Source organism: Litorimonas taeanensis, assembly GCF_003634015.1.
In the GTDB taxonomy this organism is placed as follows: domain Bacteria; phylum Pseudomonadota; class Alphaproteobacteria; order Caulobacterales; family Maricaulaceae; genus Litorimonas; species Litorimonas taeanensis.
Genome location: NZ_RBII01000001.1, coordinates 1,460,056 through 1,485,444, shown reverse-complemented (window position 1 = coordinate 1,485,444; position 25,389 = coordinate 1,460,056). Strand labels below are relative to the sequence as shown.

Below are 25,389 nucleotides of genomic sequence, written 5' to 3'. Positions count from 1 at the left end.
TCACGGGCGTGGCAAGACCATTATCAGAGATATGTCTGTATGACCGAGACCAAGAGAAAAAATTTTAGCGCTATGCCCATTTAACTGGGAGTGATGTGTCATCACTAGGCATGTCAATCTTTCCAAATAACTCAGTTGTATGACGAACGACACAGGCGGCATGTTTTTTACTACGCTTTATATATTCCCGAAGCGATACGGATTGCCCATTTTCGTTGAATACACCCGCATTGTAACGCGGCGGCATGGCGGAGAAGGGGTTGAGTTTTAACCCTAAAAGTCTCTCCCAGATTTGCTGATATTGCCAGAAATAAATTGCCGCTTCTAGATCGTCTGCAACGGAAAGACCAAGAACGCGCCGGCACGCTTGAATATATTGCGCCTGCATCAAGCCTCCTATGCGTAATTTTGCATTTGAATGGCCGTGCGGCGTGTCCATTATTCGCTGGTCTTCTACGCGGGCCCACATGACTTTTGCATCTTGTAGAAACTGCTCTTTATCTCGGGTTTTATTTAAAACCTCGTCGCAATATGCTTCTATGTCTTGGCCAAGATTTATATCTCCAGCGACAGAGCGGGCATGGGCCAGGGCGATATGTTCCCAGCTATGGGCCCGGTTTTCGTGGTGATTTTTAAAGCTTGAAAATTTTACGGCAGGGGGGCCGCTTCGCCCTGAAGGTCGTAAGCGCATGTCCAACTCATAGGCGATGCCCTCTTTAAGCGGCGTGGTTAGCGTGGTTTTTAGTCGGCGTACAATTTGAGCTGAGAGCTCACTATCCACGCTATCTGCAAAGATAAAGACTAGGTCTAAGTCTGATTTAGGGGCCATGGTTTGCGTCCCCATTTTCCCTAAACCCAAAACACTAAGAGTTGGGACTTCGACGTCTAATTCTTCACATACAATTTGCAGAGCCGTTTCTAAGGTGATTTCTGCGAGCTGCGTGAGTTTTTCTTGTAGCGGTCCCAAAGGCAGCGTTTTTTCCATGAACCGGTGATAGTAAAGAAATAAATGCTCATTCACGAACCGCCGTAATCGATCCAATCGCATACCGTAATCTGTATCCGCCAATATTGCCGTAGGGTCAGGTGTATCTTCTTCTTGAGGGATTAAGAAAATATCGATGATATGTGGGGATTGCTCTAGCAACGCTGTCATATGCGGAGAGTGTAGAAGAGGCGTGATGAGCGTATCAAGCAAGTCTTCATGTCGGTTTAACAGATCGAGATATTGCGCGGAGCGTGAGATTGATTTTAAAAACCTGTCGATATTTTCTAAAGCGGTTTCTGTTTCGGCAACACTATTCAAAACCCTTTTCAACAGACGGTGACCAAGGGCTTGATATTGAACGAGTTGAGATTTTGGCAAGCCGTGATCACTAAACCCATTCAACCAAGATCGCACAATATCTTGGCCTGTCACCGATAATGCATCCGGTATGGGATTAGGAGCGTTATAAGCTTCTGTTTCAGCTTGTTCAGCTGAGGCGGAGGCATCACTCTCAAAGAGCATTTTAAAGCGCGCATTGACGAATTGACGTATAACGCAAATATCCCATTTCAGTTCGTCCCAATCTTTATAATTGGAGAGAGCTAAGACGGCCCGTTTATCTATTTCATTATGAGGAACTTCGTGGGTTTGTTCATTGCGTAACATTTGAACGGCATTTTCTATGCGTCTCAGCGATTGATAAGCCGTGCAAAGTTGATGGGCTTCATCGGCCTCAATGTGGCCTAGCTCAGCCAAAGTCGACAAAGCCGAAAGTGTATGAGTAAGGCGTAAGTCAGATTGCTTTCCTCCCCAAACAAGTTGCTGAGCATTGGCGATAAATTCAATTTCTCGAATACCGCCAGCGCCAAGCTTTAAGTTAAACCCTTCTGGGTTTTCTGTGATCGGTTTGGTTTGGCGCCGTTCATAGGACAGGCCTGGATGTTCATTATTTATCCGCGATTTCAGGCTCGCCAAATCATCGAGGGCGCGAAAATCAAGGTTTTGCGGCCAAATGAAAGGGGTAAGTGTTTGTAGGAATTCACTACCAATGTCTTTGTCACCCGCAACAATACGCGCTTTCATCAAAGCTAAACGATGCCAAGGCAAGGCGCGGAAGAAATAAAATTTCTCGGCTTTGGCTGTTGAGAGTGCGAGACCTGTGCCTGAACTTTCTGGTCGCAGCCTCCAATCGACACGCCAAATTTGTTTGGGCGAATTACGTGGTGAAAGAATTTGCGTCATCTCTTTCAGGCATTGATTGATAATATAGGCTTGGCCTTTATTGGCCGAGACGGGAAGAATATCAGCGTCATAAAAGGCGACTAAATCAATATCGGAAGAAAAGTTTAAGTCTTCGCCGCCAAGTTTGCCTAGGCCTAAGATAAAGAGGCCCTTAGGGGTATCGGCTTTGATTGAAAAACGTTTGCAAATGGCGGCCCAAGATATTCTGAGCGCGGCCTCTATAGTCGCATCTGCAAAATGGGATTGGGCTCTACCTAGAGATTCAAAATCTGATTGAGCAGATAGACTTTCTTGGGTCCAAGAGAGAACAAATTCATTTTTTATGGCATGAAGGTCTTCAGCCGATTGAGCCGTGTGAGCCTCAAATATTAAAGAAGATAAGCTTTTTAGACTGCCGCTAAAATTTTCACACAGCCCCGATAAATATGGGCTGTGCTGAATTCGAGCATCTGTCAGAATGGACGTAATCGAACTTTAGAATAAGAGGCGTATTACAACGCGGCCTGTATGGCGAATAAAGCCATCACGGATTTCACTGTCGACATCAAAGCCGATAGAAGAATATGCCGATCCCGCCGCAACCGTAAAGCCGAGCAATATGCCGCTGCTTGGGAAAGCGAAGGAATCAATCGTCGCCCGTTGTCCTGAGAGACCTGCAAAACCAAATTCTGTTTGGGTCGGGTCATCTAGGAAAGAATGACGATAGCCGACGCGCATAGAGGGTCTAATCCATGTGCGTTTACCTTGGAATTTCGCGCCAAAGTTTAACATGGCAGAGGCCGAGGCCCGCTCTGAGCTACGGCTGCTCACATCTAGGGCAATACCTTCATCGCCCGTTTCTGTGTAGCTTCCTTGGTTCAAGCGCAGATAATCCAAGGATACGGCAGGGCGGACCCAAAATTTGTCACTCAGTTCGACTTCATATCCTGTACGGGCTGAAGCATTAATATGTGTGCCTGAATAATCAGCAGATGCACGACCTAAGAAGTCGTCAATGCGTACGCGGCGTTCTTGTTCAAAGCTGTTGTACCCCCCGCCAACATAAAATTCACTGCCTAAGACACCGCCGCCAAATGTGTTCATCAAGCCCGCATAGAGCCCGCCTTGGAGAGTCACAACATCAAGGGGTTCATCTTGGCCGACAACATCTTCGATTTCGGTTGACGCAAAGCCAACATTCACACCGACAGCATGGAAGGGGCCCCAAGCCACATCAAGACCGCCTGACATACCGAAACCTGCGCCGCGATATTGCTCTGATAATCCCGCAAGGTCTCTATCAGCAAAATAAGCAAATTCTTGTATCCAAGCACCACCAGGTTTATCCGGTGAGCGTCGAGCCGCGTCTAAATGGTTGCCAACAGCGCCTGTCGCGCCATCAACATTGGCTACCACAAATTCACGAGCCGCCGCTGCAAATTCAGGCATAAGCTGGTTGAAAGCGTCATTAAAGTCTTCTTGATTCGTAATGTTAGAGACTGCCGCGCCAAGTGCGCTATTGGCGACAAAAGCGCCAATGGCAGGCTCTAAGGCCCCTGATTGTGCTGTATCCAAGCCTAGTTGTTCTGCATTTCGTAGGTCGACTGTGACGACCAAGGCTTCTTGGCCGCCAATCAAGGCTTCTTCATAATTAAAATTATAGAGGAAGGGCAGGGCCGCCGAGCCGTCTGTTGCGTTAAGTAGCTCTAATGTTGACGCCGCGAGATCCAAAGTATTCGCGCTCGCCAAAGTAAAGGATACGCCGTTAGGGTCTGATACAATGGAAGAGAAGCGCGGAGAGATAATAGCACCGTCTTCAAATGCGACGGTTCCTGATGCCTGTAAGGTAGTGACATTATTATTTTGCCCATCAATTGTGGGAAGGAATGTCGAGGTACCATCGAAACTGGCATCTGCGAGCGCAACAGGTTCTGTTCCTGACAGAGCGAGGCTACTGCCCTCTGAAACTTGAATCGTTAAATTGTCGGTATTCGTAATCTCACCAGTATAAGTCGACTCGCCAGAGAGAAGTAATTGATCTTGTCCTGTGCCAAAATCAATGTCACCCACGATAGAACCTGCAGAGGCTATTATTACATCATCGCCTGTTCCCAAGCGAATGTCGCCAATCGTAATGGGGTCTGATGGGATAATTGAGTCCGTTGTGTCTTCGTCTTCACGGCGTTGTTGCGTATAAGTAAAGCCGCTTGTATTTTCAGAGGCATCAATAGCCACTAATGTGAAAATCGTTTCTTCTACTCCAAGAGCATCAGAGTTGCGTCCCGTACTGAGGATAGCGCCTTCATTCGTTACACTATTTAACGAGCCAGAAGAATCTCGGATGGCATAGGCTTCACCGTTACGGCCAATGATAAGCGCGCTAATTGTACCGCTATTATAAAGTGAGCCCGTTGTTGCGTTGGCACTAATATCAATCGCCGTCGCTGCAATGGCGACAGAATCTAGCGGATTATCAGAATCGGCGTAAACTTCGTCAATAGCTTCTGAAGCTTGTACAGAGATGACGCCTTGGTTGTTAATGGCATCTACGATCGCGCCATTCCCTAAGACAATCGCGCGTGCGAAACCAGTGCCGGGCGTGATGCCTTCGATGACTCGTGTGCCGGGCCCTCTGAAGGCAGATACAGAAATTGTTCCTGTGTTGAGGATCCCGCCTTCTATAGTCGCATCTGATACAGATAGAATTGTTGCGTCAAAATCGTCGAATACGCCTTGGGAATTGATGAACCCTTCATTTACGAAACCGTATAAGAGGTTTTCATCATAATCATCATCATCGACATCTGTAATCTGACTGACACGTCCAATAGCGATGGGTGTGCCTTCGCCGTCGATTAAAATCGCAGGGGCGCTACCAATTTGAGTAATGCTTGATTGATTGGTGGTTGAGAAAACGCCTGTGCCAACACCATCATCATCAAGAATTTCTGACTGTAAAACTTGGAAATGAAGACCTTCTGAGACATTGCCACGTATGGCAATGGCCGATTCTGACTGCATTAGGTCTTCAGCTACTAGATCTTCTCGCCCAGTATTGTCGCCGCCTAAGCCTATGCGTTGGTCAAATCTGAAGCCGTTAGAGCGTACAGTACCTGCATTGGCAAATCCGCCCTGAATGTCTCCAGTGATATTATAGCCGTAAGAGTTTTCGCCCAATGTTGCGACAGACCCTGTGTTTACCACATCGCCAGTAACATTACCTGCAATATTCACACTTGCGCCATTCGCCCCTAAGAGCGAAATTGTACCCGCATTGCTGAAATCACCTGTCAGGTCCCCAGCAAAATTAACGCCGTAGCTTTCATTGCCTTCAACTCTGACAGAGGAACCCGCAGCCAAAGTCACGTCCCCTTCAAATGGCGCTGCAGCACCAGAGATAAGAATCCCTGTGCGGCCTGATCCTATCGCACGAGGCCCGTCCAAAATACCATCATCATCTTCGTCGGTAATGGTGTAGTCTTCATCAACAGCAATGCTGCCGCTATTGGTAAAACCGCGATCAGCGCCACCTTCTAGGGACACGGCTGTTGCGCCATCAACGTCAGAAATGCTGATTGTGCCGCTATTCGTAAGCGTGTTGTTTGAGTTTACGGTGACGGCAGGGCCTGTGTTGTCCGTTAGGATAACCGAGCCTGTCGAGCTGATTGTAACATCATCCCCTTCTGTTGCCGTGTCGACTGGAGCTGTGCGATCATCTTCAATTGTGACTTGTGCAAACGCTAATGAACTCCACCCCAAAACCAAAGCGGCAGATCCCGCCGTCCCGAGTAAACGGGTTAAAGTTTTGATGGATAAACGGGCCGGATTATGATGCGGCGCCTGATTATTTGTCGGCATAGGTAAAATCCCATTGAGCGGCTTTATCGAAAATATCGCAAAGCAGTCTATATATTAGTGACTGTCCTAACGGTTCTGACGGGCTTCGCCAATGAAAGATTGGTTACAATTACAGCCAAATTGCGCGTTTTCCTCTTATTTGCGAAGCGAATTGCCAAATCGATTAAATCGTGGCAATCGGCGGGCCATGAATAATGTCCCAAAAAACCATGACGGCCAGACAAAGCCTTCAAAAAAGCCTAAAGAAGCCCCGATGACCGACAGAAAGTCTGTCTGGGTAAAGTTTGGAGTCATCCTGCCTATAATTGTTGTGATTTTCGACCAAATTACAAAGATTGCCTCGATTAAGTTTTTTAAAGCGCCGCTCAATATTTGCGAGATTAACCCTCGCCCGGGCCTGACTTATGATTTTAGTCCAATCGTAGACTTAACCTTGATTTGTAATCAGGGCATTAGCTGGGGACTATTACAAGGCGATTCGCCGCTTAAACGCTGGCTCTTAACGCTCTTTGCGGTCGTTATGAGTGTCGCTTTATTTTGGATTTTAGGTCAGACGAAAGACAGGCTTTCACGTTGGGCTTTTGGCTTGGTCATTGGCGGCGCCGTCGGCAATGCGATTGATCGCTTCTTATTTGGAGCCGTCACTGATTTTATTGATTTCAGCGATATTGGCTTCAACTATGTGTTCAATATTGCAGATAGTGCGATTACAGTTGGGGTCATTGGGCTCTTTATCGGAGCCTTTTTAACGCGCGATGTCGATAAATTGGCCAAATAACCTGCGAAAAACTGATAAATAAAATATTGGTCACTTGGCCCGCTGATTATAAGGCGCTATGGCTCGCAAAAGATTAAATGGCGTTATGCCTTAAATTATGATGAAGGACGGACAGAATGCGCCGGATTATCGCTCCTATTTTTCTTCTGACCTCGGCTTCGGCTCTTTTGGTCGGCTGTAGCTCAACTTCGAAAGCATTGGGCTTGACGAAAGAAGCGCCTAATGAGTTTAACATTCTGACAAAGGCGCCTTTGGTTGTCCCGCCAGAATATAATCTGCGTCCACCGCGTATTGGTGAAAGCTCTTCTGAAAATAACTACTCTCAGCAAGCAGCTCGCGAAGCTTTGATTGGTGATATTGACGACACAGAGCCTACACGGGGCGAGGTTGTATTAATGACCAAGGCAGGCGTTGGCCGCGCTAATCCAGAAATTCGTCTTGAAATTGACGGCCAAAATTCTGTTGAAAGAAAAACACAAAGCCTCACTAACCGCATTCTGTTTTGGAATAATGGACAATTGGTTGATGAAAACGGCGTTATCGTTCCGCTTGACCCAGAGGACGAAGCGCAGCGTTTAAAGTCAATTGAAGCGGCAACAGGCGGCGGTGAAGTGACAATTACGAAACGTCCAGGTGGCCCGAAATTGCCAGGGCTGTAACGTCCACAGTAAATGCTGATACCTAATATGGCCTAGTGACCTTCCAGTCGCTAGGCTTTTTTAATGAACGCTACGCCCATAACGATTCGTCGTCTGCCAAATGAAACGGTCAACCGTATCGCTGCGGGGGAAGTCATTGAACGCCCCTCTAGCGTTATCAAAGAGTTGGTTGAAAATGCCATTGATGCAGGGGCTTCCCAAGTTGACATCCGTTATGAAGATGGCGGACGAACCCTTATTTCTATCACCGATGACGGACGGGGCATGAGCGCCGAAGAGTTACCCATTGCGGTTGAGCGCCATGCGACGTCAAAACTTGCGCCAAACGCGAGTGGGGAGTGGGACCTTCTCAATATTTCAACGATGGGGTTTCGAGGCGAGGCCTTGCCATCAATTGGATCCGTATCGAGGCTGTCTCTCCTTAGCCAAACAATGGGTGCAGATAGCGCGTGGGAATTACGCGTAGAAGGCGGTGCGCTGACGCCGCCCAGACCTGCTGCACGGTTTGGCCTTCATGGAACGCGAGTCGAAGTTCGTGATTTATTCTATGCAACACCGGCGCGGCTAAAGTTTTTGAAATCGGAACGCAGTGAAGCTCTGGCTATTTCTGATACGGTCAAACGTCTCGCCATGGCAAATCCGGCTGTAGGTATGACGCTCGGTAGTCCTGCGCGAGTGTCGCTGAAGCTAGCGAAACAAAGTGACGATGATGCGGGGCGTCTCGCGAGGCTCGCAGGGATATTGGGGCAAGATTTCAGCGCCAATGCGGTGGGTATTGACCAAATTCGTGAGGATATAGCCTTAACTGGGTTTGCAGGACTTCCGACCTATTCGCGGGGAAATTCACAGCATCAATACCTGTTTGTTAATGGGCGCCCTGTTCGGGATAAGCTCCTCCATGGTGCGGTACGCGGAGCTTATCAAGACTATTTGGCGCGCGATCGGCACGCCGTCGTCGCGCTTTATGTCGATTTGCCGCAAGACCATGTTGATGTGAACGTCCACCCCGCGAAATCCGAAGTAAGGTTCCGGAATCCAGGATTAGTGCGCGGGCTTATCGTTAGTGCGCTGCGCCACGCATTATCAGAAGCTGGGCACCGCGCCAGTACAACGGTGAGTGATTATGCATTAGGGCGTATTCAGACAAGCCAGTCACCTATGCCCTTACAGGGGAATTATAGTCCTAACCGAGGGGGGTATGCACCGCATTACCAAGCACCTTATAGTAATGACCCGGCGATGCAGCCTTTGGTCGATGGGTTTTCGGCTAAAGTAGAAGAAGGCATTGAGCGCTTTGATGGGGCGTCGGCCTATACCCCGCAGGGTTTTCCAACCGCGCAAGGGCAAGCCGAGGATTTAACCGCGAAACCGCTCGGGGCCGCGCGGGCGCAGCTACATGAAACCTATGTTGTGGCGCAAACGACGGACGGTATCGTCATCGTCGATCAGCACGCCGCCCATGAAAGGCTGGTTTATGAGCGGATGAAAACCGCCATGGCCGATAAAGGTGTCGAGCGACAAGCGCTCTTAATCCCTGATATTGTTGATTTGGGCGAAACAGATGCTGCGCGTATTTTAGAACGCGTCGATGAGCTTGCTGAGATGGGATTAATCATCGAAGCTTTTGGCGCAGGAGCCGTTGCTGTCCGCGAAACACCAGCGCTTCTCGGCGAAATGGATGTGCAAGGCCTGCTTCGCGATCTTGCCGATGACATTTCCGAATATGACGAGGCGCTCAGTCTTAAGGAAAAATTTGAACATGTGTGCGGCACCATGGCTTGCCACGGTTCAATACGGGCAGGGCGCAGATTGAATGGCCAAGAAATGAATACGCTTTTAAGGCAGATGGAAGCCACCCCGCATTCAGGGCAGTGCAACCATGGCCGCCCGACCTATGTGGAGTTAAAACTCGCAGATATTGAACGATTATTTGGACGGCGGTGATTAATTGTATTCTATCTAAGCCGTTTTGGAGAAATAAACTTCAGGCAAGAAATTTGCCTCAGCTGTTATGTTAACATCTTCAGGAACTTCACTTTGTAATGTGAGTAAAAGTGTATTTGTCCAGTGTTCGATTAACTCGATTGTGCGTTCGGGTTTTCGTAGAACTCGTAAATTCAGATGCAAAAGACCTATTTGATTGTCACCATTGACTTGGCAGGCAGTTAACGGAATCGCATAACATTTAACACCCGTTGTGTTGGGGACTGTTTCGATAAAAGCGTCGTTCACTTTTGATAACAGATTATCAATGAATGGTGCCATGTTGGGTGAATGGATTAGAGAAATATGGGGCATGTAAATCCTCTCGTTGAAGGTACTTAATAGTGGTTATTTAGTGCTTTAGAAAAGCCCTACGATTTCACCCTCAAAAACAGCACCCGTGCTGCGCCCCATGTTTTATCCGCCAAGATTTCAAACCCTCTTGGGTCAATTTCGGCGTCTTTGCTTTCTTCTAATATAATCACGCCGTTTTCAGCCAAGAGGCCTTGCTCTTTTAGGCGTGATAATACGGGCTTCCACAGGCCTTTATTATAGGGTGGATCCATAAATATATGCGAAAAGGGGCCGCGAAGATTACCAGGGGCAATTTTGAGTTTTGTCGCGTCATGGCGGTGTAGACGCGTACAGCCAAACAGACCCATTTTATCGATATTATCCCGAATAGCGCCGCGCGCCTTTGGTTCAGTTTCAACGAAAAGGCAGAATTCAGCGCCTCTAGATATAGCCTCGAGTCCGAGCGCGCCTGAGCCTGCAAAAATATCGGCGACGATGGCGCCGTCAAGGTCAGGTGCCCATTCAGCGTGGGTGAGGATGTTAAAGATGGATTCGCGGGTTTGGTCGCTTGTGGGGCGAGTATTTCGCCCGTCAGGGGTAATGATGTTTCGCCCCCGTAATGAACCCGTGACAATTCTCACTTATTTCTTCCCTTTTCCGTGGCCCCTTGGCGCAAATTTTCCAGAAGTTTTGCCGCCAGGTTTGCCATAGGCTTTCCCCATTACTTTTTTCGGAGGGCGTGCCGTTTTCGATTTTGGTTTTTCTGTCGTCTTTTTAGCAAATTTTCCACGTCCTTTTGGGGCGTTTGCGCCTTTGGTTTCGGCGGGTTTGTCTTGGAACCGTTTGGCGCTAGCAAAGCTGCCGCGTTTTGGTTTTCTTGTGACGGTTTTTTCTTCGGGAATGTCGATTAAATGCCCGATTTGGTCACGAAGCACGCGCGTCTTAATTTCTTCGCAAGCCCCCTTACCGAGGTCGCCGAGCATATAAGGTCCATAAGAGACGCGGATAAGACGGTTTACTTGAAGTTTAAGGGTTTCAAGCGCGCGGCGAATTTCGCGGTTTTTCCCATCATGGAGAGTCACGTTAATCCATGCATTATCCCCTTGCTGGCGGTCAAGTGTAGCAATAATTTCGCCTGTTGGGATGCCGTCTATAACAACCCCTTTTCGCAGCGTATCAAGCTGTTCTTGGGTTACTTTACCATAGGCGCGCGCGCGATAACGTCTTGACCAGCCCGTGCTAGGGAGTTCTAGCGCTCGAGCAAGCTCGCCATCATTCGTTAAAAGAATGAGGCCTTCTGAGGTAAGGTCGAGCCGCCCTACGGAAATCACACGCGGCATATTTGTAGGCAGGGCCTCAAACATGGTGCGTCGGCCTTGTTCGTCTTTGTGTGACGTAACGAGGCCGTCGGGTTTGTGGTATCGCCACATGCGCGGAATGTCTTTTTCCGCAATCGGTTCATCATTGACCAGAATTTTTTCTTTGCCCGTGACCTTGAATGCAGGAGAGGTGAGGGTTTTACCATTTACCTTTACGCGGCCTTCTTCGATCATACGCTCTACATCACGGCGAGACCCAACGCCGACGCGGGCGAGATATTTAGCAATGCGGTCGCCGGGGGCATCGCTTAGGCTTGCTTTTTTCTGGGATTTGGATGTCCCTTTTTTCGGCGTTATCTGTTTCTGCATATCGGGCATGACTTGACCGTTCGGGTTTTCGCGTCTCAAAGAGCGCTATGAATGATGAAGACTATATGCGCCTAGCTTTGATGGAAGCGCAAGCGGCGTCTCTACGGGGCGAAGTGCCTGTTGGGGCCGTTTTGGTCAACCCCGAGACTGATGAAATCATTGCGAAAACGGGAAATGCTCCAATCGGCATTTGCGATCCGACAGCACATGCCGAAATTCTGGCGCTACGTGATGGTGCTTATAAAACAGAAAATTATCGCCTGACGGGATTTGATTTATATGTAACGCTTGAGCCATGTGTCATGTGCGCGGGAGCCATTGCCAATGCCCGCATTCGCCGCGTTATTTACGGTGCTTCTGACCCAAAAGGCGGCGCGGTCCACAGCGGCGTGCGTTTTTTTGAACAGCCGAGCTGTCATCACCGTCCAGAGGTGACAGAGGGTGTTTTGGCCGATGAGGCATCTGCTTTACTTAAGTCATTTTTCAAAGCTCGCCGTCGCAAGGCAAAGCGTAAAGGTCAAATTTAATGCGTCCTAATTTCCGAGTAACGACGACAGAGGCCTTACTTACAGAAGATAAGACCGTGTCTAAATCAAAGGCAAAATGGCCTTATGTTTTTGCTGCGCTCGGCGCGATGCTTTATTCTATGAAAGCGGTATTCGTGAAAATGGCGTATCTGCCAGGGGGCGGAATATCAGCAAATGATCTGGAAGCCATCACGTTAATGGCTTTGCGCATGGGATTTGCCTTGCCAGTTTATGTGGCTGTTTTGGTAATAAGTTTACGGCGTTCTGATAAACGGCTTCCTTTAAAATATATCATGCAAGCCGGTGCGATGGGGGTCATGGGCTATCACCTTTGTACTTATATTGATTTTGAGGGCTTAAAGCTTATTACGGCGCAATTAGAACGATTATTGCTTTTCACCTACCCCGTTTTTGTGGTGATATTTGGAGCCATATTTTTCGGCACTAAGATTACGCGATTGGGCGTTCTCGCAATTGTTTTGGCTTATTCAGGTCTTGGCATTGTCTTTATAGGCGGAGATATTGCGGTCGGCGTCAATGTCCCATTGGGAAGTGCTTTAATTATTGGAGCGGCGATTATATTCGCATTGTTCCAATTGGGAGCCATGCGTTTGATTGGCCGCTTGGGCTCGCAGGTATTTACCTGTATGGCGATGATATCCGCGGCAACGACTATTGTACTGCATTTTATTGTTCAGAGCGTCTCGCAAGGCGGCATTGGGCAAGCGCTGGATCTGCCGCCGCGAATTTATTTAATTGCTGGGATGATTGCCTTTTTCTCAACTGTTCTGCCAAGTTTTTTAACCAATATATCAATTGGTAAGATCGGGGCGCAATCGGTTGCTGTCATGGCCATGCTTGGGCCAATCGCGACAATCGTCGCGGCCGTCATTATATTAGGTGAGCCATTTTCCTTATGGGACGGCGTAGGGACATTCGTGACACTATGTGGCATCGGTTTTTATATGTGGCAGAATGCTAGAAAGCCTCAGATGGTGTCCCCTGTAAAGCCTAATTCAGACAAAGCCTAATATTGATAAACCTCTGAAAAAATAGATAAACCCTATGGCTGTTACCAGATAGCGGCTGGCCTTTCGAAAGCCGATATCTGAAAACCGTTTGAGAAAACGCGTGCCGATAAATGTCCCAGCCATAATGGCGGGAATGGCCGCGGCCAGTACCCACAGAGGGGGAAGCCCTGACAAATTGTTTGATAACAATAAGGGGATCCCGAAAAAGAGAATTTTCACCAAATGTGAAACGAACATAGTGAGCGCTTTGGTTGCGACAATCTCATGGCGGGTCAATGTTGTTTTCACATAAAAGAAATCAAGAGAAGGGCCGGCAACGCCCGCTGTTAAATTAAGTCCCATAACCATCGCGCCGCAAAGCGCGGCATGGGCTGGTTTTTGTGCATCACCCTGTAACCAACCCTTTGGCAGCCATAGCAAGAGAGGCAATAAACCAAGCGCCAAAAAGAGTTGCCCTTTATTTAAGGTGATAGAGGCTAGCGCCATAAGGCCTATAGCGGGTATAGCCCCTAGTGTTTGCCAGCCTAATATATCCCATCTCACGCCATTTCTAAGTAGATAGGAGCGATAGCCATTACTCACACTTTGTACGGCGCCATGTACGACCATCGCTTCGGACACGCCTAGAAAGCTGGCGATGACACCCATGAAAATGAGTCCACCTGCCATACCAAACAGACCAGAAATCCCGGCAGTTAAGAATGCGGAAAGGATAATAATTAAGGCAATTTTCACCATAGAATGACTTTCATTTGTTTGAAGGGACTATCTTGTGAAATTTCCTTGTCAATCGGCTTCCGTGCGAGTTCGCTTTAAGGTTTTGTTAAATCGCACAACCTTACGGTATTTGAAAATTCAACTATATAAAAATTGTGCTAGGTGACAAATGAAACTCTTTAAGCGAGAAAAAAGCCTGTCTGATGACCCTCAGACTGATGAAGTCGTCAAACAATATTCGGGGAAAGAAAAACCCCAAGGCCCTGTTTCGAAAGGCGATGTAGAACTTGCTCAAGACACATTAAGTGACCTTTCGGGCCAATTCAAAACGGGGGCAGAAGCGCAGCTTGTTGCCGTGAAACGCATGAATACGTTGAGCAAAACTCTGGCTAAGTTAGAAACGCACCTTCGTCATTTTGATAAACTTGAATCAGATAATCATCATCTAGCCAAGGAAGTTGAGACCCTTGAGCAGAAAATAAAACAAAGTGATTTATTGTCCGAAGACCAAGACAAAATATTGGCAGAGTTTCGTCGTCAAAGAGATGAGTTCAGAAATCAGCTTGAGATAGCAAAAGATTCACTCGCGCAATCTGAGGACAAGCACACAGCGGCGCGCGACCTCACACTGAGACAAAAACGAGAAATCGATACGCTATCAACACAATTATTACAACTAGAAGAGAGCGTTGAAACTTTAGAGCTTTCCAAAACCAATTTGTCAGATGATTTAACGACAACGTCTTCAAGTTTAACGGAAGAACGTAATAAGAATTACGAGATGCAAAAAGCAATGGAGGAGTTATCGTCTCGTTTGTTGGAAAAAGCGCGTTTAGGAGATCAGGCCGCGATTGAGCTCAAATCCCTTTTGGGTAGATACCAAGATCAGAAAGAAAAGATTTTTACATTGAAAGGTGAGGTGCAATCTCAGGCTTATACATTGGAATCTCAGAAAAATGGCTATGAGAATACAATTAAACGCCGTGATGAAGAACTTATTACCCTTAAGAATCAAACTGAGCAATTAACGGGTGAGTTACGAATTAAAGAGCAACTGATTGCTCAGATTGAAGAAGAAAAAGACTCTATGCGTTCAGCGCTTAATATTGAGCGAAGCCGAACATCTCGTGAGGCAGAAGGATTGAGTGATTTTTCAGAGGCCTTACAGCAAGAAAAGGCAAAAAATGAGGCGTTGCAATTGCAATTTAACGCCGCTGTCGAAGATATAGAAATGCTCCGTAAGATATGTGCGGGCCAAAAACTGAAACTTGAAAAATTTGCGGCCATATCAGGGGGGGCAACGGGTCAAATGTTCGTCCATCAACAAAGTACGCCGGTTGAGCGCGATTTTACGCCGCATTTGCAAGCTATTTAAGGTATAGAACGCCGCAAAATAGTCCTAATTAAGCCTGATTATAGGGGGCATGTTTGTCTCCTATAGGTTAAGGCAATCTTTTTGAGGCACGCTCGAAATACATCTTTTAGTTTTAAATCGTTAGAAACTGTTTCTAATTGATAATTTGTAGTTGTTTTTTAGCTGATATTGGGGCTTGAAACTTAGACTTTGATAACTATTTCACCCTAGAACGCGGCCCGTGGGACTGCGACAAGAAATTAAACGCTATATATGGATATTATTGGAATGATATCTGCATGTAGTAGGTCGAAGTGATAGTTTTGCAACAGTTCCGACTTTAATGCCGTAAAAGCATGGGTGTCTGAAAAGGATTGTTGTGTCGACTCGCTGAGGCCTATATGGAGCGCGACAATGAGAAAACGCAGATACATATTTGCTGGGTGGGGCATTGGCCTTACAGCAGTATGCGCAGCGAGTGTAGCTTTCCCTGCTATTGCGGAGAAAGCGGCTGATCAACGCGAAGCAATGCAGTGGAGCAATCTGGCTGCTGATTACCTTGAATCTGATATCACCTTAACTCAGAACTCAGTATTAAAGTCACATATCTTAGAAGACGTAGAACTTGTGCAGCCTTTATTAACGGTCAGGTCAGACCTCTCCGATCTTGCCAAACGTGATATGGCAGAGCATCGCTGCCTTTCTGAAGCTGTGTATTTTGAGGCTCGCTCTGAGACTCGTTCAGGACAATTAGGCGTAGCGGAAGTAATTAAGAACCGCGTTAAGTCAAAACATTACCCAAATTCGATTTGCGAAGTGGTATATCAAGGCTCAGAACGCCGTACAGGCTGCCAATTTAGTTTTACCTGTGATGGCTCAATGGATGTTTTGCCTAAAGGGCCTGCGTGGGAACGTTCAAAAGAGATTGCGACACTCAGCCTAACGGGCTTTGCACCGAAACTTACAGACAATGCAACGCATTACCATACAACGAATATTAATCCTGTTTGGGCGCCATCACTACGTTATGACGGACAAATTGGATCGCATAAGTTCTATCGATTTAAGTGGAAAGAACGTCCTGTTAAACCCAGCGTAACAATGAATGTTGCGCCGCCAACATAGACGCCATTAATTATTTTAATATCAGCGGTTTCAGAGCCGCTTTTTTTATGCCTTTTACGCTTTTAAGATGGCGCTATTTATCATCCATACCAATATCAAAATTTGGAGAAGAATGAGTAAGAGCGCCTATGGAGATGACGTTCACGCCAGTTTTGGCAAGACCCTCAACCGTTGAGAGGTTAACCCCGCCTGAGGCTTCAAGAACAGGGCGTCGATATTTTGATGAATTCACGATTGATACGGCTTCTTTTAGCGTTTGAGCCTTCATATTATCGAGCAAAATAACGTCGGGCTCATATGTCAAGACGACTTTCAATTGTTCAAGTGTGTCAACTTCAACGCTCACTTTAGCCATGTGATCAGCTTCAGACTTGATAGCCGAAAGGGCTGCGTCAACGCCGCCAGCAAGGGCAATATGATTATCTTTAATCATAATAGCGGCGGCAAGACTTTCGCGATGAGTGTAGCCGCCCCCAGCAAGAACGGCTTGTTTTTCTAGTGCGCGCAGGCCCGGTGTTGTTTTACGAGTAGCGGCGATACGGGCATCCGTGTCATTTACAGCATCGACATATTGGCGGGTAAGCGTAGCGACCCCTGAAAGTCGCCCTAGGAAATTCAGCGCAACCCGTTCTGCCGATAAAAGGCTTCGCGTGGGGCCATTAATTTCAGCAATGATTGTGCCCGCTGAAACACGGTCGCCATCATTTAAAAGAGGTTTAAACTCGACACGTGAATCCACTAGTTGATAGGTTAAGCTAGCCGCTTGAAGACCTGCTATTACGCCCGTTTCTCTGGCCCGCATTACCAATGACCCAATGGCCGATTTTGGTACTAATAGGCTAGCCGTCAAATCACCTGATTCTCCGAAATCTTCGGACAAGGCCATTCTGACAATAGGTTCGATAACGATTTGAGGTAGGTCAGGTAAAGTTCTCATGGCAACTGCATAAACATCCTTGTTTTATATGTCTTGTAGAATTTGATTGTGAAGGTGGGTTTAAGCAAAATTTGATATTTTAAAAAGGTAAGGGCGGAACTGGTCAAGACCACGATCTTGATAGTCAACATTGTCTTAAGCGTTTACTTTTTCTTCGACTTAACCCAAACTTCAATCAGAATACGCAAAGCGTGAAATGGGGTATTTATGTCGTCTACGTCGATCGTCTTAGTCACTCTCATCGCCTATAAGGTTTTATTGTTGGGGATTGGGTTTTGGGCTTCACGCCGCGTGGCCTCAGCCGATGATTTTTTCTTAGCAGGAAAAGCTAGAGGGCAGGGTCTTGGGCCTTGGGTGGCAGGGTTGTCCTATGCGGCCTCCACATCATCGGCTTGGGTTTTATTAGGGTTCACAGGCGCCGTTTATAGTCAAGGCGTCGTGGCGCTTTGGCTCATCCCAGGAATTTTTGGCGGTTATTTGATGTCATGGTTGGTTATGGGGCCAAGGCTTAATGCCGAAACTGCGGCTCGTGGGCATTTAACGATAATTGATTTCATAACGGCTGATATAGGGGCGAAATGGAAACGTATAATCGGGCCGATTTGTGCGTTTATGGTTCTATTTTGTTTTGTGTTTTATATATCTTCTCAATTTCAAGCGGCTGGTAATGCTCTGACTGAGGTTTTCGGGATGAGCTCTGTTGAGGCTATAATAATCGGTGCGTTGGTTATTGTGGTTTATTGCTTGTTTGGTGGTTTTCTTGCGGCGAGTGTGACGGATGCGTTGCAAGCCCTAGTTATGATGGCGGCTTGTGTGCTTGTTCCTATCGCGGCGGTTCAAGCCTCTGGGGGGCTAGGGGCTGTCGTGGAAACCCTTCACCAGAATGAACCCAAAGCATATTTTAGCTTTGCTGGCGGAGCGGCCGGCATGGCTGGTCTTGGTTTGGTAATGGGATTATTTGGCACAGGCTTAGGTGCATTAGGGCAGCCACAATTATTAAACCGTATTATGTCTGTTCGATCACAAGCCGAACGCCGCCAAGGGGCCGCGATTACGATCCTTTGGGGTGTTGTCATTTACTCCGGCCTTATATGTTTAGCGTTCGCTGGCCGTGCTAGTGGGATTGAAACAGGGACAGAAGGACTATTCTTTGCGGCAGCGAAAGCATTTCTTCCTGCAGTCTTAGCCGGCATCGTAACTGCGGCGGTTCTCTCGGCTGTTATGTCTACAGTAGACAGTCTTCTGCTTGCGGCGGCTTCGGCAGTTTCGCACGACATGGGGGCTACATATCGTGAGCCTAAAGGGGCATTGTTCTTTGGGCGTCTCGCAATGGTCGGGATTGCTGTGTTGGCTGTGCTTATGACGCTTTACCTGCCCAAGGATATCTTTAGCCGGGTCTTATTTAGCTGGGTCGCTTTGGGCGCCGCATTTGGGCCGGTTGTTTTGACGAAATGTTTGGGGTTACGCAGTGGCGGTGCGGCCATGTGCGCCGCAATCTTGGTCGGTTTTTTTACGGCTGTTATTTCTGCCAATGTTCAAGGCCCTGTAGCCGAAATTATAGAAAAATGGGGCTCATGGGGATTAGGCTTAATTATCCTTTACATAGGTCACGCTAGGACCAAGAGAGCCGAGATTTAGGTTTCTTTATCAAACGAAGGCAGTAGACACTGCTATATTTCAAAGCGTTATGCTTAGATAAATTAGAAATAAAAAATGCCCCATTGTTTTCACAATGAGGCATTTATATTTTTTATTTGCGCCTTGCTTATGCGGCTTTACGTCCAGCCTGTGCTTCGATGATCTTAGCGATTGTATCGGCTTTTAAATCATCAACACTTGCGCTGATGCCCATAGCATTGGCGATTTTAACGACGTCAGCCTCAAGCATACGATTAAGGGCCGACTTTGTATAAGTTTTGACTTGGGCTTTGCCGCCGTAAATCAACTCACCAGCTGCAGCTTTATCGCGGAACATCTGAGGGACGTTGAAACGTGGCCCGTGACGCTGTGCTAGCATGTCAGCCGTAGCCACAAAAGCGTCGAGGCCAATTGTGTCGATATATGAAAGTGGACCGCCTGTCCAAGGAGGGAAACCCCATCCGAATATAGCGCCTAGATCAGCACTTTGCGGGTCAGGCACAACACCTTCGGCATAACACTGTGCCGTAGGAATTAATTGCGCATACATGAGGCGCTCTTTTACTTCTGCGGCAGATGGTTGTTCTTCAGCAAGAGGATAATGGTCTGTCATACCTTTCCAGAGGCCAAGGCGTTTACCGCTCTCGTCATAGTCATAGAACCCTGCACCGAAACGACGGCCTGCACGGTCCCATTTATTGACCATGTTATCCATGAACTCTTCGGTTCCTGTCGGGACATATTTGTCGCCCATTTCTTCTTTGGTCGACGTCATGATGTCAAAGCCAAGCTTTTGCGTGGTATCATCAGTGACGGCAAGGGGGCCAATAGGAAGACCAAGTAACGCGGCGCAGTTTTCAATTAGTGACATTGAAATGCCCTCCGTGACCATCAAACTGGCTTCGTTCGCATAAGGCGGGAAGACCCGGTTCGTAAAGAACCCGCGCACATCTTTGACAACGATAGGCGTTTTCTTGATTTTACGGTTGTAATCAAATGCCACGGCCAGAGCTTTATCGCCTGTACCTTCGTGTGGAATGATTTCCAAAAGTGGCATTCTTTCAACAGGTGAGAAGAAATGCATGCCGATGAATTGCTCTGGGCGTGAAGAGTTTTCTGCCAAACCACCAATGGGCAATGTAGAGGTGTTTGAAGCAAAAATAACGTCTTTGCCAATGACAGCTTCAGTTTTCTTAATGACATCAGCTTTAACATCTGGACGCTCAAACACAGCTTCGATGATAAGATCAACGTCCTTCAAATCGTCGTAATTATCAGTTGGTGTAATGCGTGCCAAAAACTCTTCGGCTTTTTCTTTGGTCATACGTCCACGAGAAACGTTTTTGTCCAAGATTTTTTTTGTATAAGCGACAGATTTCTGTGCTTCTTCCATAGAGCGATCCAAAGAGACAACCTGCATACCGGCTTTGGCTGTGACATGTGCAATACCTGAGCCCATTAAACCTGCCCCTAAGACACCAACTTTTTTGATGTTTGTTTTCTCAACATTTTCAGGGCGAGCGGCGCCTTTTTCAGCGGCTTGCTTGTTTACAAACAATGTGCGGATCATGTTTTTCGCAACAGGGTCAGCAAGCAATGTGCAGAAGTATTTTACCTCTATAGCTAGTGCCGTATCCATTGGAACATTTGTGCCTTCATATAGGCAGGACATGATGGCCTTGATTGCAGGATAATTATTCTTGCTTTCCTTAACGGCCATAGCATTTGCCGCCATAAAGAATTGAGCCGCCTTAGGGTTCATTGCGCCAGCGCCGCCAGGTACTTTGAAGCCCTTTACATCCCAAGGTGCTAAGACACCCTTTTCAGAATTAGATTTGACCCAAGCTTTCGCGGCGTCAATTGTTGTCCCAGCTTCAACAACTTCGTGGATAAGGCCTTGTGCAAGTGCCTTTTTAGGGTCGAGGGTTTTGCCTTGGGTACACATCATAGCGGCGTTTTGGAGGCCAACTAGGCGTGGTACGCGCTGCGTTCCGCCTGCACCCGGTAGGAGGCCAACAAGAACTTCTGGCAAACCTAGTTTGATTTTTGGGTTGTCTGCAACAACGCGGTGATGACAGGCAAGGGCCACTTCGAGACCGCCGCCGAGCGCAAGGCCTTCGATAGCACAGGCAACGGGCTTGGCTTTTTTACCTTCACGTTGCATTTGACGAACAGTATGGCCGCCTGTTTCCATACGGCGGAACATGCGGGTTAAAACCATGCCTTGTTCAAAAGCTTCTTTATCCAGATCACCGCTACGACCTTCAAGCATACGTAGGTCTGCGCCTGCTAAAAACGCATTGTCCCGCGCTGAGGCGATGACAGCACCTTTGACAGCCTCATCATTAATGAGGCGATCCACAAAATGCGGAAACTCAGAGATGAGAGTTTCATCCCAGACATTCATGCCTTGGTTAGGCACGTCGATTTTCATCAACAATATGCCATCCGCATCGAGGTCTAGGGTAAATGATTTATAGTCACTCATAATATTATCCTTCTCAAGTTCGCGATTAAACGCGCTCAATGATTGTGGCTGTACCCATGCCGCCGCCAATACAAAGCGTAACGAGGGATGTTTCTTTATTTGACCGCTCTAGTTCGTCGACCATAGTGCCGAGAATCATTGCGCCTGTGGCTCCTAGAGGGTGACCCATCGCAATAGCGCCGCCATTTACGTTGATGTCACCATGGTCGATATTAAGCGCTTGCATGAAGCGTAGAACAACGGCGGCAAAGGCTTCGTTCAACTCGTAAATATCAATGTCTGACACTTCCATACCTGCACGCTTTAGGGCTTTCTTGGCGGCAAATTCTGGACCAGTGAGCATGATTGTTGGCTCTGAACCGATAGACGCCATAGACTTAATGCGTGCGCGAGGCTTAAGGCCAAGGCGTTCGCCAACTTCTTTGTTACCAATCAACAGACCAGCGGCTCCGTCCACAATACCAGAAGAGTTACCCGCATGATGAACGTGGTTGATGCCTTCTAATGTTGGGTATTTTTGGAGCGCGACACCGTTAAAGCCAAAGTTCTCGCCCATCATTTTAAAGGACGGGTTCAAAGCGCCAAGACTTTGCATATTGGTTTCAGGGCGAATAGTTTCGTCGTGGTCTAGAACTGTAACGCCCATAACGTCTTTGACGCCAATGATTGATTTCTTGAAACGGCCTTCATCCCAAGATTTTTTAGCGCGCTTGTGGCTTTCAACCGCATAAGCATCCACATCATCACGTGAGAAACCATATTTGGTTGCGATAAGGTCCGCTGAAACGCCTTGCGGAACAAAATAGTTATGAAAAGCAGAGGCTGGGTCTGTTGGCCATGCACCGCCATCTGATCCCATTGGAACGCGGGACATGCTTTCAACGCCGCCGCCAATGGCAAGGTCACATTCACCTGACATGACTTTCGCCGCTGCGATATTAGAGGCCTCGAGGCCCGAGGCGCAAAATCTGTTAACTTGGATGCCGCCAGTCGTTTGGGCGTAACCAGCATTCATTACGGCGGTACGTGTTACCACTGCGCCTTGTTCGCCCACAGGGGAGACACAACCAAAGGCAACATCTTCGATTTCAGCGCTGTCTATGTTATTTCTGTCGCGGAGCGCTTCTAGAACCTGTACGCTTAGATTAAGCGGTGTGATTTCATGCAAGCTACCGTCTGATTTGCCTTTGCCGCGCGGGGTCCGAACGGCATCATAAATATAAGCCTCAGTCATTGGGGGTACCTTTCGCTATTCATTCTTGTTTGAATTTGCGTCCTTAGACCTTATTTTTGTTTGGAAATAAAGGGGCCAACCCTGTTTTTTACACCTTCACAAATGCTTGCGCCCTCTTCATTTTTGGGTGCATCGACATATGCTATAGGGGTCGTATAAGGTTTTTAGTGGGTGTAACTAATATGTACCCCGTTGAAACACGATAAATATAAGAATGATTGGAAAGAATATGCGCGAAGCTGTCATTATCTCTACTGCCCGAACACCTATTGGACGCGCCTATCGCGGCGCCTTTAATGACACACCATCGCCCACATTGGCGGGGCATTGTATAGATCACGCTGTTTCTCGTGCAGGAATCGACGGTGCAGAAATTGATGATGTGATTATGGGCTGCGCCATTCAACAAGGGGTTCAGGTTACGATTGGCCGTAATGCGGTGTTGGCGTCAAACCTCCCCGTTAGCGTTCCTGCTATGAGTCTTGATCGTCAATGTTCATCTGGCATGATGGCGATCGGTGTGGCGGCAAAGCAAATCATCGCAGATAATCAAACCATCACGCTTGGCGGCGGCGTGGAAAGCATTTCCATGGTTCAAACTCCTGAAATGCGCGTTGCACCCGACATGAACGTTATTAAAAAACACCCAAATGCTTATATCCAAATGATTGATACGGCTGAAATCGTCGCAGAGCGTTACGGTATCAGCCGCGATGATATGGACGAATATGCACTTTTATCACAGCAGCGTACACATGCCGCGCAGGAGGCTGGAGCGTTTAACGACGAAATCGTGCCGCTTACGTCTACGATGAAAGTCATGAACAAAGAAACCAAAGAGATTTCTGAGCATGAAGTGACATTGGAAAAAGATGAAGGCAACCGTCCTTCTACGACCCTTGAAGGCTTGCAAGGTCTAAAGCCTGTGCGCGGTCCTGGTAAAGTTATCACGGCTGGTAATGCGTCACAACTATCTGATGGCGCTTCTGTTTCTATCCTTATGGAAGCGAAAGAAGCAGAAAAGCGGGGCCTGCAGCCTCTTGGTGCTTATCGTGGGATGGCCGTGGCAGGGCTTGAGCCTGACGAAATGGGTATTGGCCCCATTTACGCTGTTCCTAAATTATTAAAACAAACAGGTCTGAAGATGGAAGACATTGACTTGTGGGAACTGAACGAAGCGTTTGCTGTTCAGGTTCTTTATTGTCAGCGCGAGCTCGGTATTCCGATGGAAAAAATGAACGTGAATGGCGGCGCAATTTCCGTTGGACATCCTTATGGTATGTCAGGTGCTCGTATGGTCGCGCACTCCTTGATCGAAGGTAAGCGCCGCGGTGCGAAATATGTTGTCAGCACAATGTGTATTGGCGGCGGCATGGGTGCGGCTGGTCTTTTCGAAGTCCTTTAGTCAGCGAAATTTAGTTTAGGAAAATTAAAATGAGTACAGTTGAATTTAAAGATCGCGTCGCCATTGTAACCGGCGCAGGCGGTGGTTTGGGCCGAAGTCATGCTTTAGCACTGGCCGCACGCGGCGTAAAAGTTGTCGTGAATGACCTTGGTGGTTCGGTTGATGGTTCAGGCAGTTCAGCCACAGCCGCACAAAAAGTCGTTGATGAAATTAAAGCCGCAGGCGGCGAAGCTATCGCCAATGGTGCGAATGTCACGAAAGAGGACGAGGTGGCTGAAATGGTTCAGCAAGCGCTCGATGCCTATGGCAAGATTGACATCCTTGTAAATAACGCTGGTATCCTTCGCGACAAATCATTTGCTAAAATGACAATGGATGATTTCCGTCTTGTGCTTGACGTACACATTATGGGGTCAGCCATATGTACTAAAGCAGTTTGGCAACATATGCGCGATAATGGTTATGGCCGTATCGCGATGACGAGTTCATCTTCTGGTATGTACGGAAATTTCGGCCAAGCTAATTATGGTGCGGCGAAAGCAGGGCTTTCAGGCTTTATGCGTACACTTTGTCTTGAAGGTGCGAAATACAATATTCGCGTGAATGCGCTTGCACCAGTTGCGGCGACGCGGATGACAGAAAACCTTATGCCGCCCGAAGTGTTAGCGATGCTAGATGTTGAAAGCGTCAGCCAAGGTCTTGTTTATCTTTGCTGTGATGATGCACCAAACCGTACCATTTTGGTGGCTGGTGCTGGCGGATATGCTGTAACGAAAGTATTTGAAACAGACGGTATGAACTTTGCGCCAGGTGAACAAACAGCTGAAAATATTGCAGCTAATTGGGACGCCATTGCCGCTGAAGATAATATGCTTGAAATGACACAAGGCGGACAACAGGGTGAGAAGCTGTTGAAGCGGGCTGTTGCATTAAAAGGCTAATCACAATTAATTCACTAAAATAAAAACCTAAAAGGGGAAAACTATGACATCTATTTCACTCGACGCGGCCAAAGACATGATAGGCAAGGAATCGGGCGTTTCTGAATGGATCACGGTTGAACAAGACCGAATTAATCAGTTCGCTGACGTGACCGAGGACCATCAGTTTATTCATATCAATCCTGATATGGCTAAAATGACTCCATTTGGTGGTACGATTGCGCATGGTTTTCTCACGCTTTCTTTGCTCGCCAAAATGGGTGAAGAGGCTTCTATTGTGCTTGATGGCGTTAAAATGGGCGTGAATTATGGCTTTGATAAAGTACGTTTTTTAGCGCCAGTCCCTACAGGTTCAAAGGTACGGGGCCGTTTTGTTGTCGCAGCTGTTGAAGAAAAACGTCCGGGTCAAATTCTAATAACCTATGATGTTACTGTCGAAATTGATGGCGAAGAAAAACCGGCTCTCATTGCCAAATGGATGGGTATGCAATTTACAGGATAAGTCATCCTCAAGATTAATGTG

General features: G+C 47.5%; 20 protein-coding genes. 11 read left to right on the top strand and 9 right to left on the bottom strand.

Annotation, left to right across the window (positions count from 1 at the left end):
* Positions 1–70: 70 nt before the first annotated feature.
* Both DES40_RS06785 and DES40_RS06780 read right to left on the bottom strand, forming a co-directional pair.
* Positions 71–2,554, bottom strand: a complete 2,484-nt coding sequence (locus tag DES40_RS06785) for a [protein-PII] uridylyltransferase family protein (RefSeq protein WP_233345515.1) — start codon at positions 2,552–2,554, stop codon at positions 71–73.
* Positions 2,555–2,704: 150 nt separating this feature from the next.
* The gene (locus DES40_RS06780) at positions 2,705–6,067 is read right to left on the bottom strand and encodes an autotransporter family protein (protein WP_121099884.1); all 3,363 of its coding nucleotides are present in this window, start codon (positions 6,065–6,067) and stop codon (positions 2,705–2,707) included.
* A 91-nt stretch (positions 6,068–6,158) separates the two neighbouring features.
* On the opposite strand from DES40_RS06780, the gene lspA reads away from it, so the two are divergent.
* The 3 genes from lspA to mutL all read left to right on the top strand — a co-directional run bounded on the left by lspA (position 6,159) and on the right by mutL (position 9,448).
* Positions 6,159–6,845, top strand: coding sequence for a signal peptidase II (gene lspA / locus DES40_RS06775; protein ID WP_121099882.1), 687 nt, complete (start codon positions 6,159–6,161; stop codon positions 6,843–6,845).
* Positions 6,846–6,961: 116 nt separating this feature from the next.
* A complete protein-coding gene (locus DES40_RS06770) occupies positions 6,962–7,504 on the top strand; it encodes a DUF3035 domain-containing protein (protein WP_121099880.1) in 543 nt (180 codons plus the stop codon).
* A gap of 78 nt (positions 7,505–7,582) precedes the next feature.
* Positions 7,583–9,448: a DNA mismatch repair endonuclease MutL gene (gene mutL, locus DES40_RS06765; protein WP_121100504.1), complete on the top strand. Its 1,866-nt coding sequence runs from the start codon at positions 7,583–7,585 to the stop codon at positions 9,446–9,448.
* 15 nt (positions 9,449–9,463) lie between these two features.
* Here mutL and DES40_RS06760 read toward each other — a convergent pair whose 3' ends face one another.
* Genes DES40_RS06760 through DES40_RS06750 form a run of 3 tightly spaced genes read right to left on the bottom strand, consistent with a single transcriptional unit; the run spans position 9,464 to position 11,478 of the window.
* Positions 9,464–9,802: a hypothetical protein gene (locus DES40_RS06760; protein WP_121099878.1), complete on the bottom strand. Its 339-nt coding sequence runs from the start codon at positions 9,800–9,802 to the stop codon at positions 9,464–9,466.
* 56 nt (positions 9,803–9,858) lie between these two features.
* The gene (rsmD, locus tag DES40_RS06755; RefSeq protein WP_121099875.1) at positions 9,859–10,422 is read right to left on the bottom strand and encodes a 16S rRNA (guanine(966)-N(2))-methyltransferase RsmD; all 564 of its coding nucleotides are present in this window, start codon (positions 10,420–10,422) and stop codon (positions 9,859–9,861) included.
* Entirely contained in the window at positions 10,423–11,478 is a 1,056-nt protein-coding gene (locus DES40_RS06750) for a pseudouridine synthase (protein ID WP_233345475.1), read from the bottom strand.
* Positions 11,479–11,516: 38 nt separating this feature from the next.
* Here DES40_RS06750 and tadA point away from each other — a divergent pair, with 38 nt between their 5' ends.
* Together tadA and DES40_RS06740 are read left to right on the top strand one after the other, a co-directional pair.
* On the top strand, positions 11,517–11,996 hold the full coding sequence (gene tadA, locus DES40_RS06745) for a tRNA adenosine(34) deaminase TadA (RefSeq protein ID WP_121099873.1): 480 nt from the start codon (positions 11,517–11,519) through the stop codon (positions 11,994–11,996).
* Positions 11,996–13,027 (top strand): DMT family transporter, encoded by a 1,032-nt coding sequence (locus DES40_RS06740; RefSeq protein ID WP_121099871.1) that lies wholly within the window; start codon positions 11,996–11,998, stop codon positions 13,025–13,027. The genes tadA and DES40_RS06740 overlap by 1 nt, the downstream gene beginning before the upstream one ends.
* Here the strand turns inward: DES40_RS06740 and DES40_RS06735 are convergent.
* On the bottom strand, positions 13,013–13,765 hold the full coding sequence (locus DES40_RS06735) for a TSUP family transporter (RefSeq protein WP_121099869.1): 753 nt from the start codon (positions 13,763–13,765) through the stop codon (positions 13,013–13,015). The two genes, DES40_RS06740 and DES40_RS06735, sit on opposite strands and share 15 nt — an antisense overlap.
* A gap of 148 nt (positions 13,766–13,913) precedes the next feature.
* On the opposite strand from DES40_RS06735, the gene DES40_RS06730 reads away from it, so the two are divergent.
* Positions 13,914–15,119 carry a coiled-coil domain-containing protein gene (locus DES40_RS06730; RefSeq protein WP_121099867.1) on the top strand — a complete coding sequence of 402 codons (1,206 nt, stop codon included), beginning with the start codon at positions 13,914–13,916 and terminating at the stop codon, positions 15,117–15,119.
* A 393-nt stretch (positions 15,120–15,512) separates the two neighbouring features.
* Positions 15,513–16,223 carry a cell wall hydrolase gene (locus DES40_RS06725; RefSeq protein WP_121099865.1) on the top strand — a complete coding sequence of 237 codons (711 nt, stop codon included), beginning with the start codon at positions 15,513–15,515 and terminating at the stop codon, positions 16,221–16,223.
* A gap of 73 nt (positions 16,224–16,296) precedes the next feature.
* On the opposite strand, the gene nadC is transcribed toward DES40_RS06725, so the two are convergent.
* Positions 16,297–17,160, bottom strand: a complete 864-nt coding sequence (gene nadC, locus DES40_RS06720) for a carboxylating nicotinate-nucleotide diphosphorylase (RefSeq protein ID WP_121099863.1) — start codon at positions 17,158–17,160, stop codon at positions 16,297–16,299.
* A 207-nt stretch (positions 17,161–17,367) separates the two neighbouring features.
* Between nadC and DES40_RS06715 the strand changes: the two genes are divergently transcribed.
* A complete protein-coding gene (locus tag DES40_RS06715; protein ID WP_121099861.1) occupies positions 17,368–18,798 on the top strand; it encodes a sodium/proline symporter in 1,431 nt (476 codons plus the stop codon).
* 127 nt (positions 18,799–18,925) lie between these two features.
* On the opposite strand, the gene DES40_RS06710 is transcribed toward DES40_RS06715, so the two are convergent.
* Together DES40_RS06710 and DES40_RS06705 are read right to left on the bottom strand one after the other, a co-directional pair.
* Positions 18,926–21,286 (bottom strand): 3-hydroxyacyl-CoA dehydrogenase NAD-binding domain-containing protein, encoded by a 2,361-nt coding sequence (locus DES40_RS06710; RefSeq protein ID WP_121100500.1) that lies wholly within the window; start codon positions 21,284–21,286, stop codon positions 18,926–18,928.
* Positions 21,287–21,311: 25 nt separating this feature from the next.
* The gene (locus DES40_RS06705) at positions 21,312–22,520 is read right to left on the bottom strand and encodes an acetyl-CoA C-acetyltransferase (RefSeq protein WP_121099859.1); all 1,209 of its coding nucleotides are present in this window, start codon (positions 22,518–22,520) and stop codon (positions 21,312–21,314) included.
* 229 nt (positions 22,521–22,749) lie between these two features.
* Between DES40_RS06705 and DES40_RS06700 the strand changes: the two genes are divergently transcribed.
* From DES40_RS06700 to DES40_RS06690, 3 genes are read left to right on the top strand one after another with little or no spacing between them, the layout of a single operon-like run.
* Positions 22,750–23,925 carry an acetyl-CoA C-acyltransferase gene (locus tag DES40_RS06700; protein ID WP_121099857.1) on the top strand — a complete coding sequence of 392 codons (1,176 nt, stop codon included), beginning with the start codon at positions 22,750–22,752 and terminating at the stop codon, positions 23,923–23,925.
* 29 nt (positions 23,926–23,954) lie between these two features.
* On the top strand, positions 23,955–24,866 hold the full coding sequence (locus tag DES40_RS06695; protein ID WP_121099855.1) for an SDR family NAD(P)-dependent oxidoreductase: 912 nt from the start codon (positions 23,955–23,957) through the stop codon (positions 24,864–24,866).
* A 43-nt stretch (positions 24,867–24,909) separates the two neighbouring features.
* Positions 24,910–25,368, top strand: coding sequence for a MaoC family dehydratase (locus DES40_RS06690; protein ID WP_121099853.1), 459 nt, complete (start codon positions 24,910–24,912; stop codon positions 25,366–25,368).
* The last annotated feature ends 21 nt before the right edge of the window (positions 25,369–25,389 follow it).